Annotated in this window: 16 protein-coding genes and 1 pseudogene; 15 read left to right on the top strand and 2 right to left on the bottom strand. The window is 46.5% G+C overall.

Annotated features, from left to right (window positions below; all coding sequences use genetic code 11):
• Window positions 1-8 precede the first annotated feature (8 nt).
• The 13 genes from ACFQ1X_RS13520 to ACFQ1X_RS13460 all read left to right on the top strand — a co-directional run bounded on the left by ACFQ1X_RS13520 (window position 9) and on the right by ACFQ1X_RS13460 (window position 9,088).
• Complete coding sequence (locus ACFQ1X_RS13520; RefSeq protein WP_144838229.1) at window positions 9-701, top strand: aspartate/glutamate racemase family protein; 693 nt, start codon at window positions 9-11, stop codon at window positions 699-701.
• Between the two features lie 125 nt (window positions 702-826).
• Window positions 827-1,645 carry an alpha/beta fold hydrolase gene (locus ACFQ1X_RS13515; protein WP_144838227.1) on the top strand — a complete coding sequence of 273 codons (819 nt, stop codon included), beginning with the start codon at window positions 827-829 and terminating at the stop codon, window positions 1,643-1,645.
• 508 nt (window positions 1,646-2,153) lie between these two features.
• Window positions 2,154-2,537 (top strand): DUF302 domain-containing protein, encoded by a 384-nt coding sequence (locus ACFQ1X_RS13510; RefSeq protein ID WP_144838225.1) that lies wholly within the window; start codon window positions 2,154-2,156, stop codon window positions 2,535-2,537.
• A gap of 70 nt (window positions 2,538-2,607) precedes the next feature.
• The gene (locus ACFQ1X_RS13505) at window positions 2,608-3,726 is read left to right on the top strand and encodes an MBL fold metallo-hydrolase (protein ID WP_144838223.1); all 1,119 of its coding nucleotides are present in this window, start codon (window positions 2,608-2,610) and stop codon (window positions 3,724-3,726) included.
• A gap of 169 nt (window positions 3,727-3,895) precedes the next feature.
• The gene (locus tag ACFQ1X_RS13500) at window positions 3,896-4,156 is read left to right on the top strand and encodes a metal-sensitive transcriptional regulator (RefSeq protein WP_144838221.1); all 261 of its coding nucleotides are present in this window, start codon (window positions 3,896-3,898) and stop codon (window positions 4,154-4,156) included.
• Between the two features lie 151 nt (window positions 4,157-4,307).
• A complete protein-coding gene (locus ACFQ1X_RS13495; protein WP_144838219.1) occupies window positions 4,308-4,787 on the top strand; it encodes a DsrE/DsrF/DrsH-like family protein in 480 nt (159 codons plus the stop codon).
• A 21-nt stretch (window positions 4,788-4,808) separates the two neighbouring features.
• Window positions 4,809-5,174 (top strand): rhodanese-like domain-containing protein, encoded by a 366-nt coding sequence (locus ACFQ1X_RS13490; RefSeq protein ID WP_144838217.1) that lies wholly within the window; start codon window positions 4,809-4,811, stop codon window positions 5,172-5,174.
• Window positions 5,175-5,193: 19 nt separating this feature from the next.
• Window positions 5,194-5,490 (top strand): rhodanese-like domain-containing protein, encoded by a 297-nt coding sequence (locus ACFQ1X_RS13485; protein WP_144838215.1) that lies wholly within the window; start codon window positions 5,194-5,196, stop codon window positions 5,488-5,490.
• A gap of 58 nt (window positions 5,491-5,548) precedes the next feature.
• On the top strand, window positions 5,549-6,118 hold the full coding sequence (locus ACFQ1X_RS13480) for a sulfurtransferase TusA family protein (RefSeq protein WP_144838213.1): 570 nt from the start codon (window positions 5,549-5,551) through the stop codon (window positions 6,116-6,118).
• Window positions 6,119-6,155: 37 nt separating this feature from the next.
• Window positions 6,156-6,551 carry a DsrE/DsrF/DrsH-like family protein gene (locus ACFQ1X_RS13475; RefSeq protein ID WP_144838211.1) on the top strand — a complete coding sequence of 132 codons (396 nt, stop codon included), beginning with the start codon at window positions 6,156-6,158 and terminating at the stop codon, window positions 6,549-6,551.
• A 43-nt stretch (window positions 6,552-6,594) separates the two neighbouring features.
• A complete protein-coding gene (locus ACFQ1X_RS13470; protein WP_144838209.1) occupies window positions 6,595-7,722 on the top strand; it encodes an MBL fold metallo-hydrolase in 1,128 nt (375 codons plus the stop codon).
• 303 nt (window positions 7,723-8,025) lie between these two features.
• Complete coding sequence (locus ACFQ1X_RS13465; RefSeq protein WP_144838207.1) at window positions 8,026-8,253, top strand: sulfurtransferase TusA family protein; 228 nt, start codon at window positions 8,026-8,028, stop codon at window positions 8,251-8,253.
• A 58-nt stretch (window positions 8,254-8,311) separates the two neighbouring features.
• Window positions 8,312-9,088, top strand: coding sequence for a sulfite exporter TauE/SafE family protein (locus tag ACFQ1X_RS13460; protein ID WP_144838206.1), 777 nt, complete (start codon window positions 8,312-8,314; stop codon window positions 9,086-9,088).
• Between the two features lie 139 nt (window positions 9,089-9,227).
• On the opposite strand, the gene ACFQ1X_RS13455 is transcribed toward ACFQ1X_RS13460, so the two are convergent.
• Window positions 9,228-11,096 (bottom strand): heavy metal translocating P-type ATPase, encoded by a 1,869-nt coding sequence (locus ACFQ1X_RS13455; RefSeq protein ID WP_144838204.1) that lies wholly within the window; start codon window positions 11,094-11,096, stop codon window positions 9,228-9,230.
• Between the two features lie 217 nt (window positions 11,097-11,313).
• Window positions 11,314-12,570: a YeeE/YedE family protein gene (locus tag ACFQ1X_RS13450; protein WP_144838202.1), complete on the bottom strand. Its 1,257-nt coding sequence runs from the start codon at window positions 12,568-12,570 to the stop codon at window positions 11,314-11,316.
• 296 nt (window positions 12,571-12,866) lie between these two features.
• Between ACFQ1X_RS13450 and phnD the strand changes: the two genes are divergently transcribed.
• Together phnD and ACFQ1X_RS13440 are read left to right on the top strand one after the other, a co-directional pair.
• Window positions 12,867-13,769: a phosphate/phosphite/phosphonate ABC transporter substrate-binding protein gene (phnD, locus tag ACFQ1X_RS13445; RefSeq protein WP_144838200.1), complete on the top strand. Its 903-nt coding sequence runs from the start codon at window positions 12,867-12,869 to the stop codon at window positions 13,767-13,769.
• A 174-nt stretch (window positions 13,770-13,943) separates the two neighbouring features.
• Window positions 13,944-14,150: pseudogene (locus ACFQ1X_RS13440) on the top strand (thioredoxin family protein); the annotation flags it as partial.
• Between the last annotated feature and the right edge of the window lie 104 nt (window positions 14,151-14,254).

Genomic DNA, 14,254 nt, shown 5'->3' with positions numbered 1-14,254 from the left:
GAATCTCTATGAAAACAATCGGCCTGATCGGCGGCATGAGCTGGGAATCGTCGCTGGAATATTACCGGACCATTAATAAGGAAGTGAATGCGCATCTCGGCGGCCTGCATTCAGCGGAATGCCTCCTGTACAGTGTGGATTTTGCGGAAATCGAGCGGCTGCAATCCGCAGGCGACTGGCAGCGGGCAGGGGAGATGCTTGGTGAAGTGGCGTTGAAACTTCAGCAGGCTGGCGCGGATTTTATCGTCATTTGCACGAATACAATGCATAAAGTCGTCTCGCGCATTGAAGAAGAGATTTCGATTCCAGTTCTTCATATCGCCGATTCGACGGCCGGGGCGATAAAGGCCCAAAATCTCACAAAGGTCGGTCTGCTCGGCACACGCTATACGATGGAGCAGGATTTTTACAGTTCCCACATCGAGTCGCATGGCATCGAAGTTGTAGTGCCGGAGAGACAACAGCGCGATGAGATTAACCGCATCATCTTTGAGGAACTGGTGGCCGGTGAGCTTCGGCAGGCATCGAAAGAATATTTCCAGCAGGCGATCCATGACCTGGTGGCAGGAGGTGCAGAGGGAATCATCCTCGGCTGCACAGAAATCGGCTTGCTGATCAAGCTGGAAGACGCGGATGTGCCGTTATTTGATACGGCGCAGATTCACGCCGTGCAGGCGGTTAAACACGCACTGGAGGAATAAGGAAGATGGTTATAAACGAGTGGATTGTTTACCTTAGCAGCCAGGGAGAATTCAAGGGTGTTTGCAGTTTCTAACTAAAGGAAATGGAAGGAGATAAGTGTGAAAAGTAAAAGGAGGAAGAAAGCTTGGGGCATTATATTGAAGTGGAAGATGGAGTAAAGCTGTTTGTAGAAGATATAGGGGCAGGGCAACCGTTTGTATTTGTTCATGGCTGGCCACTGAACCATAAAACTTTTGAAGGAGAGGTCAGTGAGCTTGCTGAGAATGGCTTCCGTTTTATCGGAATCGATCAGCGTGGCTACGGGAAATCAGATAGACCCTGGTCCTCTTATGATTATGATATGGCGGCGAGAGACATCAAAGCAGTGGTCGATCATCTGAATCTCCAAAATTTTGTGTTGGCCGGATTTTCAATGGGCGGCCCGATTGCCATCCGGTATATAACAAAGTTCGGGCAGGAAAATATCGATAAATTATTATTGATGTCGGCAGCGGCGCCAGTGTTTACTCGACGCGAAGACTTTAAACACAATATGCCGCCGAAAGAGATGGACCTTATCATTGATCAACTCAAAAGGGACCGGCCGCTTTTCTTATCTAAATTCACGGATATATTCTTTGAAAAGAAAAAGTCGCCTGAATTCCAGCTCTGGTTCCGCATGGTAGCGCTTGAAGCAGCCCTGCATTCCACCATCAATTCTGCGAAAGCCTTGCGGGATGAGGACCTGCGGGATGAGTTGCCGGGCATTACGGTGCCAACTGCGATATTCCACGGGGAGAAAGACAAAATTTGTGATTTCGAGCTTGGCCAAGAAATGGAAAAGGGAATCCCGAATTCTGTTTTAGTTCCTTTCAAATACAGCGGCCATGGCATTTATGTGGATGAGCCGGAGCGCTTCAAAACTGAAATGATCAGTTTCCTGAAAAGTTCGGGTGTGAAATAAGAAGCAAGTTTGAATCTCTGTTATAAGAGTAAATGTGACGGTCACATGTTAAATATTGAGGAACAGTGCAGCGGCGGACTGTTTTATTTTTGAAATTTAAAGGCTTCCAATTATGGAAGCCTAAGTATTTCCTATGGTGGTCATGAAACTTCATCAATCATAAACACGATAACAATAAAACCGATTTGTTCCGTAGTATTGGAAGCAATCGGATCTAAAAGAACCATAGAAAGAGAAGTCAGTAACCTGAAAATTAAAAAGGCAAAACTTCTTCAGGAATATTTTTTATACAACTCCTCACCTGAGGTGAACCAATCTGTGAGTCGAAACGGTTGTATCGAATGCAGAATAGCGATATTCTATATTTATAAATACCCCTCCAGGTATATGAGGGCTGGCAGGCTGATTTCGAGTCAATTGACAACTTATCTTCACAAAAGAAGTTTTAGCCGGCTTAATGAGGGAAAATGTCAAAAGAATGAGTAGCTAAAAGAGAGGAGCAATACAAATGTTTGATTACACAGTAGAAACAAGCAAGAGCAGGGACGAAGCGGTCCGTGATTTGGAAGCGAACCTGCAAGACGAGAAATTCGGGGTGCTTTGGAATTTCGATTTGACTGCGAAGCTTCAGGAAAAAGGAACTGATTTCAGTACGCCTTATACAATACTTGAAGTCTGCAACCCGCAGGAAGCGAACCGAGTGCTGTCGGAAGATTTAATGGTCGGCTATTTCCTTCCATGTAAAATTGTTGTCTATGAAGAAAAAGGCACTACTAAAATCGGCATGCCGAAACCAAGCGAGTTAATCCAAATGGTCAATAACGATTCGATCAAAAAAATCGCAGTGGATATAGAAGAAAGATTAATCGGCTGCATCGACAAGACAGTCTAAACCCTATTTTTTTAACATGCAATATACCCCGTACGGTAATCAATGATTTATTGGCAAGGAGGAATTGTATATGACAGTAAAATCCGTATCACCAAAGAAAGTGGCACATCAAGTTTTTGAGAATGAACCAATTTATGTATTGGATGTCCGCAGCCAAGATGCCGCGGAAGACTGGAAAATTGAAGGCGATCGTGTTCAATTGATCAATATACCGTTCAAAGAGTTGACTGATTCCAACTCATCCGACTTGAAAGAGCTGCCGGAAGACCAGACGCTGTATACGGTTTGCGCAAAAGGGAACGACTCACAAAAAGCAGCCGCTTATCTGCAGGAGAATGGTTTCGATAATGTGTACTCGATAGAAGGAGGCATGGCTGCCTGGAGTGAACAACTGGAACCTGTCAAAATCGGCGAAGTGGCCGGCGGTGCCCTCTATCAATTTGTACGCCTGGGCAAAGGCTGCCTGTCTTATTTGATCGAATCCGACGGAGAAGCCGCAATCGTCGATGCCGGCCGAATGACGGAAACTTACGAACAGTTCGCGCGGGAAAAAGGATTGAAAATCACGCATGTCATCGATACACATCTGCATGCTGATCATATTTCAGGCGGGAAAAAGCTGGCGGATTCGGCAGATGCCACCTATTATTTGCCGCCGGACGATGCGGAAGAAGTCGTTTTTGCTTTCGAACCGGTTACCGACGGGATGAAACTTCAAGTCGGCAGTGCGGTAATTGAAGCCGTATACTCTCCGGGGCATACGATTGGCAGTACGACTTTCGTTATCGACAATAAGTATCTGCTGACGGGTGACATTCTGTTTGTTGAATCCATCGGACGTCCGGACCTTGCCGGCAAAGCGGGAGATTGGGCAGATGACCTGTACGAAACCCTCTACAGCCGCTACAAGAAATTAGCGGACGATCTGCTTGTGCTTCCAGCCCATTATGCGGACGTCAGTGAACTGAATGAAGACGGCAGTGTTTCCGAGAAATTGTCTGTCCTTTATCAGAACAATGAAGGCCTGAAGATTAATGATGAAGAAAAATTCATCAAACGGGTGACGGAAGGTCTGAAAGATCAGCCTAATGCTTACGAAGAAATTCGGCAGACGAACATGGGCAAAATCCATCCGCCGCTTGAAGAAGCGAAAGAAATGGAGACCGGCCCGAATAATTGCGCTGTTTAATAGAAGAAAAGGATAATCCTTGACCGCGAAAATGTTTAGTCATAAACTGAGCAAAGGTCAGTGGATTATCCGTTTTTAATTCTCAGTTCAATTACTTGAAATTATACCCTAAGGGGTATATAATTGGGTTATAGTATTAATCAGAAGATTAACAGGGAGGCAAGAAAAGATGGAATACGATAAACAAGTCCAGAACCGCTTAAAGCGAATTGAAGGCCAGTTAAAAGGTGTAATCCGCATGGTGGATGAAAATGATGACTGCCGCGATGTGGTGACTCAATTGTCTGCTGTCAGAAGTGCGGTGGATCGGGCAATCGGCGTGATTGTCAGCGAAAACCTGGAACAATGTGTGCGCGACAGCCTGGAAAATGGTGAAAGCACAGATCAGCTGGTAAAAGACGCAGTCAGCCTTCTTGTAAAAAGCCGTTAAGAAAGTTCGTCAAACTTTCGGGTTGACGAACTTTCATTTTGGATGTTAGGATACCCCTGTAGGTATTTAATTTCTTTGTTGCTCAAGTCGGTGAACTTTTTTTATTTAACAATTTTTATACCCCAGGGGGTAAATAGAGGAGAGAATTTGATTGGAACAGAAAAAATCAACGAACATCATATTATTCAGCGGAGATTACGACAAGGCGATGGCGGCCTATATTATTGCGAACGGCGCAGCAGCCTATGATCATGAAGTAACGATCTTCCACACATTCTGGGGATTGAATGCACTTCGGAAAGACAATCCGCCGGCAGTGAAAAAGAACATGCTCGAAAAAATGTTTGGGAAAATGATGCCGCGCGGTGCGGACAAACTTGGTTTATCCAATATGAACATGGCCGGCATGGGCCCGAAAATGATCAAACATGTTATAAAAGAGCATAACGCGATGACAATGCCGCAATTGATCGAGATGGCGCAGGAACAGGAGATCAACCTTGTAGCTTGCACGATGACGATGGATCTGCTCGGATTGAAACAGGAAGAATTGCTTGAGGACGTCACTTACGCTGGCGTAGCCGCTTATCTTGCGGATGCAGAAGATGGTCAAGTGAATCTATTCATCTAATAGAAGGAAAAGAGGGACAGCATGGATACTTGGCTAATCATTTTAATCGGAGCAGTAATCGTCTTTATCGGTTACCGCGCCATGTCACCGGCAAAAGGCGTAAAATCCATTTCCACTGACGATTTGAAATCTCAATTGAAGAGTAAAGATAAACAATTCATCGACGTCCGGACCCCCGGAGAATTCAAGGCAAACCGCATCAAGGAATTCAAGAACATTCCATTGAATGAATTGCCTGGACGCGTCGGTGAACTTGATAAGAATAAAGAAACGATTGTAATCTGCCAAAGCGGTATGCGAAGCAGCAAAGCAGCTTCAATTCTCAGCAAAAATGGTTTTGAAAATGTAATCAACGTGCGGGGCGGCATGGGTAACTACCGTCCGTAATTTGAAGGAGGAATAACAAATGAAACGAATGACTGCACAAGAAGTACAGGAATATATGAAAAACAATAAAGATGTTTCAATTATTGATGTACGGGAAACAGATGAAGTAATGGCAGGAAAAATTCCTGGCGCCGTAAATATACCTTTAGGGCTTATCGAGTTCCGTTTACCGGATATCGATAAATCGAAAGAACACATTATGGTGTGCCGTTCAGGAAGTCGCAGCGGCATGGCAACAAACATTCTTGAAAGCCGTGGCTACAATGTGATCAATATGGACGGCGGTATGCTGGATTGGGACGGACAGACAGAATAATAAAGCTATATTTTTTTAACAACCAATATACCCCTATGGGTAAACAGGAGGAATTTGAATGATTCAAACAGATAAATTACTTGATGCAAAAGGGCTTGCATGCCCAATGCCGATCGTACGCACAAAAAAAGCAATGACTGAACTTGAGCCGGGCCAGGTTATTGAAGTACAGGCAACTGATAAAGGGTCTTTGGCTGACATCAAAGCCTGGGCAAAAAGCAGCGGCAACCAATACCTTGGAACATTTGAAGAGGGTGATGTACTGAAGCATTATTTGCGCAAAGCAGATCTGTCAGAAGAAAAAGAAGAGACCCAATTTCCACATACGGTGACAAACACTGAATTGCAGGCACAGCTTGGACGCGACGATGTCCTGGTATTGGATGTCCGTGAACCTGCGGAATATGCATTCGGCCATATCGAAGGCGCAGTTTCCATTCCGCTTGGCGAGTTGGAAAACCGCACACAGGAACTGGATGCTGAAAAAGAAGTCATCGTCATCTGCCGCACAGGCAACCGCAGTGATTTCGCTGCAAAACAATTGGCAGACAAAGGCTTTGGCCGCGTGAAAAATGCAGTAGAAGGCATGAGCCAATGGGACGGCGAAACGAAGAATAACAACGCGTAAGCACGATTAAAATGCAATTTAACTGGAGGAATTTTAAATGGCAGGAAAAACAGCAATAATCGCATCGAACGGAACATTATTTGATGCTTATAAAGTATATAATATCGCAACAGCAGCAGCGGCAAGTGATCATGAAGTGGCAATCTTCTTCACATTCGAAGGATTGAACCTGATCAATAAAGAAGCATATGGCCAATTGCCGCTTCCGGCAGGCAAGGAACAGATTGCCGAAGGATTCGCAAAAGGAAATGTACCGGCAATTCCGGAATTGGTCGAAATGGCGCAGGAACTTAACGTGAAATTCATCGGCTGCCAAATGACAATGGATTTATTCGGCCTTGAAAAAGAAGCTTTCGTCGATGGCATTGATGTTGGCGGAGCGGTCACATTCCTTGAATTCGCTAAAGACGCAGACGTTACATTGACATTCTAAATTAAAAAATTAGCGAAAAAACTTATAGATGGGGGTATTCCAATTGACTGTAAAAGCAATGACAGCAAAAGAAGTAGCACGTAAAGTAATTGAAAACAAGCCGTTATTTATCCTTGATGTCCGCAACGGCGATGCTTTCGCCGACTGGAAAATCGAAGGCGGCAACATTCAGTATATAAACACACCTTATTTTGATTTATTGGACGGTGTCGAAGAAGTGGTTTCAGAACTTCCGAAAGACAGAGACATTCTTGTCGTTTGCGCGAAAGAAGGATCTTCTGTCATGGTTGCGGAAATGCTTGATGAAGAAGGCGTCGATGCGGCGTATCTTGAAGGCGGCATGAAAGCGTGGAGTGAACACCTGGAACCAGTGAAAGTCGGCGATTTGAAAAATGGCGGAGAATTATACCAATTCGTCCGCATCGGAAAAGGCTGCCTGTCTTACATGGCAATCTCAGACGGTGAAGCCGCTATTATCGATGCAACACGCATGACTGATATCTTCTTGGATTTCGCGCAGGAAAAGGGTGCTGAGATCAAGCATATATTCGATACACACTTGCACGCAGACCACATTTCGGGAGGACGCAACATCGCCGAAGCAACAGGCGCAACCTATTACTTGCCGCCGGCTGACGCGGAAGAAGTGGTTTTCGATTATACAGAACTGGTGGGTGGCCTTGAAGTGGCATTAGGCGAATCAAAAATTGAGATTGAAGCATTATACTCACCGGGCCATACAATCGGCTCCACATCATTTATCGTTGATGATCAGTACTTGATGACAGGCGACATCCTGTTCATCGACTCCATCGGTCGCCCGGACCTTGCAGGACTTGCAGAAGACTGGGTAGGAGACCTGCGTGAATCGCTTTACAGCCGTTATGCAGAACTTGCTGATGAGCTTATCGTTTTGCCGGCTCACTTCATGATCATGGAGGAGTTAAATGAAGACGGCAGCGTCGCGAGAAAACTTGGCGATCTTTTCAAAGAAAACCACGGATTGAATATCGAAGATGAGCAGGAGTTCCGCGACATGGTAACGAAGAACCTGCCGCCACAGCCGAATGCTTATGAGGACATCCGCAAAACCAATATGGGCAAAATCACGCCTGACGAAGAAGTCCAGCGCGAAATGGAAATCGGGCCAAACCGTTGTGCGGTTCGTTAATCAAAGGGTTAGAGTAGTCGATATTCCGCAAAAAAGCTTGCTTGCCTGGGGGCTTGCACTGAGCTAACTCGGTCTCGTTTCACTTCGCCCGAGTGGATCTCAGTACTGCGCTTGGTCCCCTGGGCGTCTGCGCTTTTTTGCTCCATATCTCTTGAGAGTTATTTCAGCGCCGGCGCGCACATGGACTGAGCAAAGCAATAAGACGAGTGCTCTTCTCGGCTTATTGCGGGAGCGCAGTCCTAAGCGCCGAAGCGGTGGATAATAGAAAATTTTATAAAACACAAACAAAAAGGAGAGATTTTGATGAACGCAGATAAAGTATTAGACGCAAAAGGCCTGGCATGCCCAATGCCGATCGTGAAAACAAGAAAAGAAATGAAAGACATGGAATCCGGACAAATCCTGGAGATCCTTGCTACTGACAAAGGTGCAAAAGCTGATATAACTGCCTGGGCAAAATCAGGCGGCCATGAACTAATGGAGATTGAAGAAGCGGGCGACGTCCTTAAATTCTGGATCAAGAAAGGCTAAGAGTTGTAAAAGGGTATCGCTGTGATGCCCTTTTCGCTTTTGGAAGAGGTGACATAAGATGAGTTTTGATTTTATTATCGTCATTTTCCTGATCGGTTTCATCGGTTCCTTCGTCTCCGGAATGGTCGGAATCGGCGGCTCAATCATCAAATATCCGATGCTGCTGTATATTCCGGTGATGCTTGGCTATACGGCGTTCAGCGCCCATGAAGTATCCGGCATCAGCGCGATCCAGGTGTTTTTCGCCACCATCGCCGGTGTTTGGGCATACCGTGGCAGCGGTTATCTGAATAAAACCTTGATCACTTACATGGGTGGAGCTATCCTGGTCGGGAGTTTCATCGGCGGCTACGGCTCGACGCTTCTATCGGAAGCGGCCATCAACTTCGTCTACGCCATTTTGGCGACCATTGCAGTGGTCATGATGTTCCTTCCGAAAAAAGGAGTCGACGACATTCCGCTTGATCAGGTAACATTCAATAAATGGCTGGCAGCCGGACTGGCGTTCATCGTGGGAATTGCTGCCGGCATCGTCGGAGCGGCGGGGGCTTTCATCCTCGTGCCGATCATGCTGGTCGTCTTGAAAATCCCAACGCGGATGACCATTGCGACATCGCTTGCCATCACTTTCATTTCGTCAATCGGTGCGACGTTCGGCAAGATTGTCACGGATCAGATCCTTTACGGTCCCGCGGCAGTCATGGTGGTGGCAAGTATCATCGCTGCGCCGCTTGGTGCCAAACTTGGACAGAAGATGAACACTAAATACCTCCAATGGATCCTGGCTCTGCTGATTCTGGGTACAGCCATCAAAATTTGGACAGATATTCTGTAAAAATAAAACCAGTATCGGCAGAGTTTAGCCGATACTGGTTTTTTCTTGTGTTCATATTATCCACATGAGGGTATCCTTTGAATTTATTTGCACAGGGAAAAGCTTCTGCTTCACAAATGATAAATTCACCCTCCACCATTCATATATTACGGTTCAGCATACGCAAGCCGTTCAGAATCACGAGAATGGTACTGCCTTCGTGTCCGATGACGCCAAAAGGAATGGTAATCGACTGCATAAAATTCAGAATCAGTAACACTACGATGACCCCAATCGAAAACACGATATTCTGCTTGGCGATGCCCTGCATTTTTCGCGCCAGGCGGATCGAGTAGGCGATGCGGGAAAGATCATTTTTCATCAGAATCACATCCGCGGTTTCCAATGCCACATCGGTGCCTTCGCCCATTGCAATGCCGGTCGTGGCAATCGCCAGGGCGGGTGCGTCATTGATGCCATCGCCGATCATCGCGACATATTCATGTTCTTTCAGCAAGCGTTTCAGCTCTTCCACTTTGTTTCCCGGCATGCAGCTGCCGATATACGCATCCATCCCGCTTTCTTCCGCAATCGCTTTGGCGGTCTTTTTGTTATCGCCCGTCAGCATGATGCAATATATGCCCATGTTCTGAAGTTTTTGAATCGTCGTTTTCGCATCGTCCCGAATGGTATCCTTCAGCGAAATAGCTGCTGCAATTCCCTTGCTGTCACGGACGAAGGTCACCGTTTTCCCTTCATTGGCCCAGCGGTTCAAGGCGCCGCCCTGAAACTCTTCCGCATCACTGAGGTCCACGAAATCCGGCTTGCCGATGCGAATTTCTTCGCCTCGGATGAAAGTTTTCAGTCCGTTGCCGGGCACATCGGTTACTTGCATGTTCTGTAACGGTGCAATGCCTTTATTTTGAATAAATTCCGTGATCGCTTTGGCAAGCGGATGGTTGGACTGCATTTCAATACCGGCGATGATGGCCATCATTTCGTCAGGGTCCAAGTCTTCGCGCAATGAAAAATCTGTGACTTCCGGTCGTCCTCTCGTAATTGTGCCGGTTTTATCGAAGGCGATTGCACGTATTTCAGCTAGATTTCCAAGATGAGCACCGCCTTTGAAGATAATGCCGCTCTTTGCCCCATTTGAAATGGCTGCGAGTGTTGCCGGCATAATTGAAGCAACTAACGCACATGGGGAGGCTACGACCAGAAACAGGATCGCACGATAAAATGTAGTATCCCAACTCCAGGCGAACAGATAATGGGGAACAAATAATAAGAGTGCGAATACGATCAATGCGACATTGACATACTGCCCTTCAAAACGTTCGACAAATTGTTGGGAAGGCGGTTTTTCATTGTGTGCGGATTGCACGAGATCAATGATTTTCTGTACCAGTGTTTCGGAATTCGGTTTGGTCATTTCCATTGTGATGGAGCCGCTCAGGTTGACCGTGGATGCAAATAATTCATCTGTGGCATCTTTGGATACTGGGACAGATTCCCCGCTGATGGTGGATTCGTCCACAACCGTGTGGCCGAGCAGCAATTTGCCGTCTGCCGGAATGCGTTCGCCGGGTTTCACGACGAGTGTGTCGCCCAGTTGCAGGGAAGAAACCGAGACACGCGAAGTGTTGCCCTCCTTAAGCAGCCAAGCTTCTTCCGGCTGGAGTTCCATTAATGCTGAAACTTCCTTGCGGCTTTTATTCATTGTATACGTTTCAAGTGCGCCGCTGAGGGAGAAGATGAAAATCAGGATTGCACCTTCTGTCCAGTAGCCGATGAGTGACGCGCCGATTGCGGCAAGCACCATCAATAATTCGACATTAGGTTTGCGGTTCTCGATCGTCTTCCTGATGCCGTATTTCGCTTTGGCGTAACCGCCGATAAAAAAAGCCGCCAAATAAGTGATTACTGACCATAATTCGATGGACTGTGTTTCAAGAATATAAGCAATGATGATCAAAATACCTGACAAAATGGCGGCAATCAATTCAATATGCGTTTTCCATCTTCCCATGCACTCATCCCCCTGTAATTTTCTGCTGCCGCTTGCCGCAATATTTTAAATGATTTATTCATTACTATTATAGTCCTTTTCCAGAGCTGAAAGCGTTAATTCACAGATAATTATGGAGGTTTATGTTTCGGTTTTTTGCTTGATACCAACTAATAAGAAATGAAAAAAGGATTGAACATCGTATTTCGACATTCAATCCTTTTTCTATATAATTCCGTCAGCATACCGAGTCATTCGATTTTGGAATTGATAACCCGAATAGTGGCCGGAGGTAAAGGGCAAGGAACGTTCCGGCAAGTGCAAGGATTCCCCAAATATACCCGTGCAGGCTGAACGAGGCAATGCCGCCGAAGTAAGCGCCGATGTTGCAGCCGAAAGCAAGCCGGGCGCCATAACCCATCAACAATCCGCCGATAACCGAAGCGGCGAAATTGCCTGCAGTAACTTGTGTGAATTTGAACAGGCCGCCTGCAGCCGAAGCGAGAAAGGCACCGAGGATTACACCAAAATTCAGCACTGTCGTTGAATCGGCAAAAATAGACGCTTGAAGCGACGCTGCATTGGCGCCCTGCCAATAACCCCAGCTCGCAACATCAACTCCGAACACCGCTGCAATTTTGGAACCCCACAAGGCGAATGCGGAAGTGATGCCCCAAGGCGCGCCCCGCGTCATCAATGTCAACGCGTTCAACAAGGCTAATGCGATTGCTGCCGCGAACAGCGGCCACGAACCGCGGAGGATCCGTTTCCAGCCGGTTGCTGATGGAAGCGGAGCTGTTTTTGGTGCTTTTCGTTTCTTTTCAATGATTAACGTAATCCATGCAATCAAACCGAATAATGCAAGTGACAGGAGCCATGCGCCGCCGTAGCCAAGCCCGGTTGAAGTGGCAAGTGAATAGGGTTCAAAGGCAGGCATTTCTTCTGTCCAGAAAGGTAAATGATAAGCGCCGACTGTTGCGCCGACGATAAAGAAAATCAGTGTCACGAACATCACGGACCGGCCGCCGCCGAGGGCATATAGCGTGCCGGAAGCGCAGCCGCCGCCAAGCTGCATGCCGATACCGAAGATGAAGGCGCCTACGATGAGGCTGACACCGACCGGCGATACATAGCCTGCAAGCGGACCGCCGAAAAATGTAGTGCCATAAGCCAGGATCGGAGCAAACAAGGTAACGGCCACAGCGAGCATCAGCATGTGGGAGCGCATCGCTTGTCCGTTGCCGACTGACATCATGCGCCGGAATGCCGATGTAAAACCGAAGCGCGCATGGAATAATGTGTAGCCAAGCAAAAGTCCGATGCCGAGAAGCAGGGACTGGGAAACATGCTGGGTGGCGAGCAGATAAACGAGTAAAAGAAATCCGACGATCACTCCGCCTGCAATCAAGGCTTTTTGAGGTGGATTTAAGGTAAGGCTTTCTCTTTCAATCGGATCCTTTGTATCGTTGACAGGTTGAACTAGTGTAGTGGTCAAATTTATAACATCCTTTTCCTATTAATTTAGTCGGGAATATTTTACTATAATAATGTTTCCGGAAATTCAAGTCAACTCTTTGAGCTTCCGGCAAGAGAAAGCGCATTGGAACGGTATTGTAAGAGGGAGTTCCCGCCTTCCCTTTCGAGCAGAAGAATGGCGGGACACAATCCGATTGGATTTATTGCAAGGCTAATTCCTTGATTGTCCTGAACGTCTGTTGAATAATTACTACAGCACAATCTTATTTTCATTTGAATGAAATGAGGAAATAAATAAAAGTTGAGGTGCAATAGATGAAGAAATATTGGATTACGGCAATTTTGCTAAGCTTGGCCATCGTGTTGGCGGCTTGCGGAAGCGCGGAAGAAGAAAATACAGAGCAAGCAACTGAAAGCGCTGAGGAAGTCTTTACGATCGGCGTTATTCCTGCCCAGACAGAAGGGGAAATGGAAGAAGCGATGGACAAGCTCCAGACTTATTTGAGTGAAGAACTGGACCGTGAAGTGAAACTGGATGTTTATCCGAATTACAACGGTGTGGTGGAAGCGATGAATTATGACAAAATCGATATGGCATATCTTGGGCCCTTGACATTCGTTATCGCGAACGAAAACAGCAACGCCCAGGCAATTCTTACGTCATTGGTGGACGGTGAGCCTTTCTACCGCTCGTATATCATTACACACGTTGATAACCCGTGGAATTCATTGGAAGACTTGCTGGAAAATCCAGGAGAGATCGATTTTGCGTTCGGTGATCCGAACTCCACTTCGGGTTCATTGATTCCGTCCATCGAATTGAAAGACCGCGGAGTTTATGAATCCCAGCAGGAAAATGAATTTAATTCAGTGCGCAATACAAGTTCACATAACGCCACTGCATTGACCGTTCAAAACAAACAGGTTGATGCCGGTGCAATCGACAGTGCCATTTATAACCAGATGGTCGAATCAGGTGCAATCGATGCAGAGCAGATTAAAACCATTTGGGAATCGGAAGAATTATTCCAATACCCTTGGGCAGTTCGCGACAGCATCGACGAAGAAACGGTTGAAAAATTGCAGGAAGCATTCCTTGCGATAGAAGATCAGGTTATCCTGGATGCATTCGGCGCTTCTGGCTTTACTGAAGCCACTACGGAAGATTACGAAAGCATCAAACAGGCAGCCATCAAAGAAGGCATTATCGAAGAATAAGGGATGAAACGCGTAGCCGTCAGGAATTGCGGGTATATAATAAATTGAAAAGAAAAAAGGAGGAGATGTCACATGGTTAAAACAATCACGACAGAAGAGTACGCCAATCTTGTTGAAAACAATGAAAGACCGGCAGTCCTGAATTTTGGATCAAATGGTTGAGGGCCTTGCGCCCAATTGGGGCCGGTGGTCTCAAACGTTGCTGAACAGGTTGATTCAGTAGATTTTTATAAAGTGGTTGTCAACGATGCTCCAGAGTTGGCAGAGCAATTCGGCATTATGAGCATCCCGACGTTAGTGCTCGTTAAAAACGGGGAAGAAGTAAAACGGTTTGTCGGCTTTATGCCCGAAGATTTATTGAAGGAATTTGCACAGTCCTAAAAGAAAAGCGACGGCGCCCGTTCAGCTCTGAAAGGCATAAGACGATTTGGCGAAGCGGCATCTTTTCAGCCGCACAGCCTCGAAAAGCGGAAGTGCCTGTTCAG

Source organism: Metaplanococcus flavidus (genome assembly GCF_042675885.1).
GTDB lineage: Bacteria > Bacillota > Bacilli > Bacillales_A > Planococcaceae > Planococcus > Planococcus flavidus.
Note: the sequence above shows the minus strand (reverse complement) of the source record. Positions and strands in the feature narration are given on the sequence as shown.

Bases quoted from the DNA above. Each gene is read 5' to 3' on its own strand.
- ACFQ1X_RS13480 (WP_144838213.1), top strand. From the start codon at position 5,549: ATGATTCAAACAGATAAATTACTTGATGCAAAAGGGCTTGCATGCCCA.
- ACFQ1X_RS13490 (WP_144838217.1), top strand. From the start codon at position 4,809: ATGGATACTTGGCTAATCATTTTAATCGGAGCAGTAATCGTCTTTATC.
- ACFQ1X_RS13460 (WP_144838206.1), top strand. From the start codon at position 8,312: ATGAGTTTTGATTTTATTATCGTCATTTTCCTGATCGGTTTCATCGGT.
- phnD (WP_144838200.1), top strand. From the start codon at position 12,867: ATGAAGAAATATTGGATTACGGCAATTTTGCTAAGCTTGGCCATCGTG.
- ACFQ1X_RS13500 (WP_144838221.1), top strand. From the start codon at position 3,896: ATGGAATACGATAAACAAGTCCAGAACCGCTTAAAGCGAATTGAAGGC.
- ACFQ1X_RS13455 (WP_144838204.1), bottom strand. From the start codon at position 11,096: ATGGGAAGATGGAAAACGCATATTGAATTGATTGCCGCCATTTTGTCA.
- ACFQ1X_RS13505 (WP_144838223.1), top strand. From the start codon at position 2,608: ATGACAGTAAAATCCGTATCACCAAAGAAAGTGGCACATCAAGTTTTT.
- ACFQ1X_RS13465 (WP_144838207.1), top strand. From the start codon at position 8,026: ATGAACGCAGATAAAGTATTAGACGCAAAAGGCCTGGCATGCCCAATG.
- ACFQ1X_RS13510 (WP_144838225.1), top strand. From the start codon at position 2,154: ATGTTTGATTACACAGTAGAAACAAGCAAGAGCAGGGACGAAGCGGTC.
- ACFQ1X_RS13475 (WP_144838211.1), top strand. From the start codon at position 6,156: ATGGCAGGAAAAACAGCAATAATCGCATCGAACGGAACATTATTTGAT.
- ACFQ1X_RS13485 (WP_144838215.1), top strand. From the start codon at position 5,194: ATGAAACGAATGACTGCACAAGAAGTACAGGAATATATGAAAAACAAT.
- ACFQ1X_RS13520 (WP_144838229.1), top strand. From the start codon at position 9: ATGAAAACAATCGGCCTGATCGGCGGCATGAGCTGGGAATCGTCGCTG.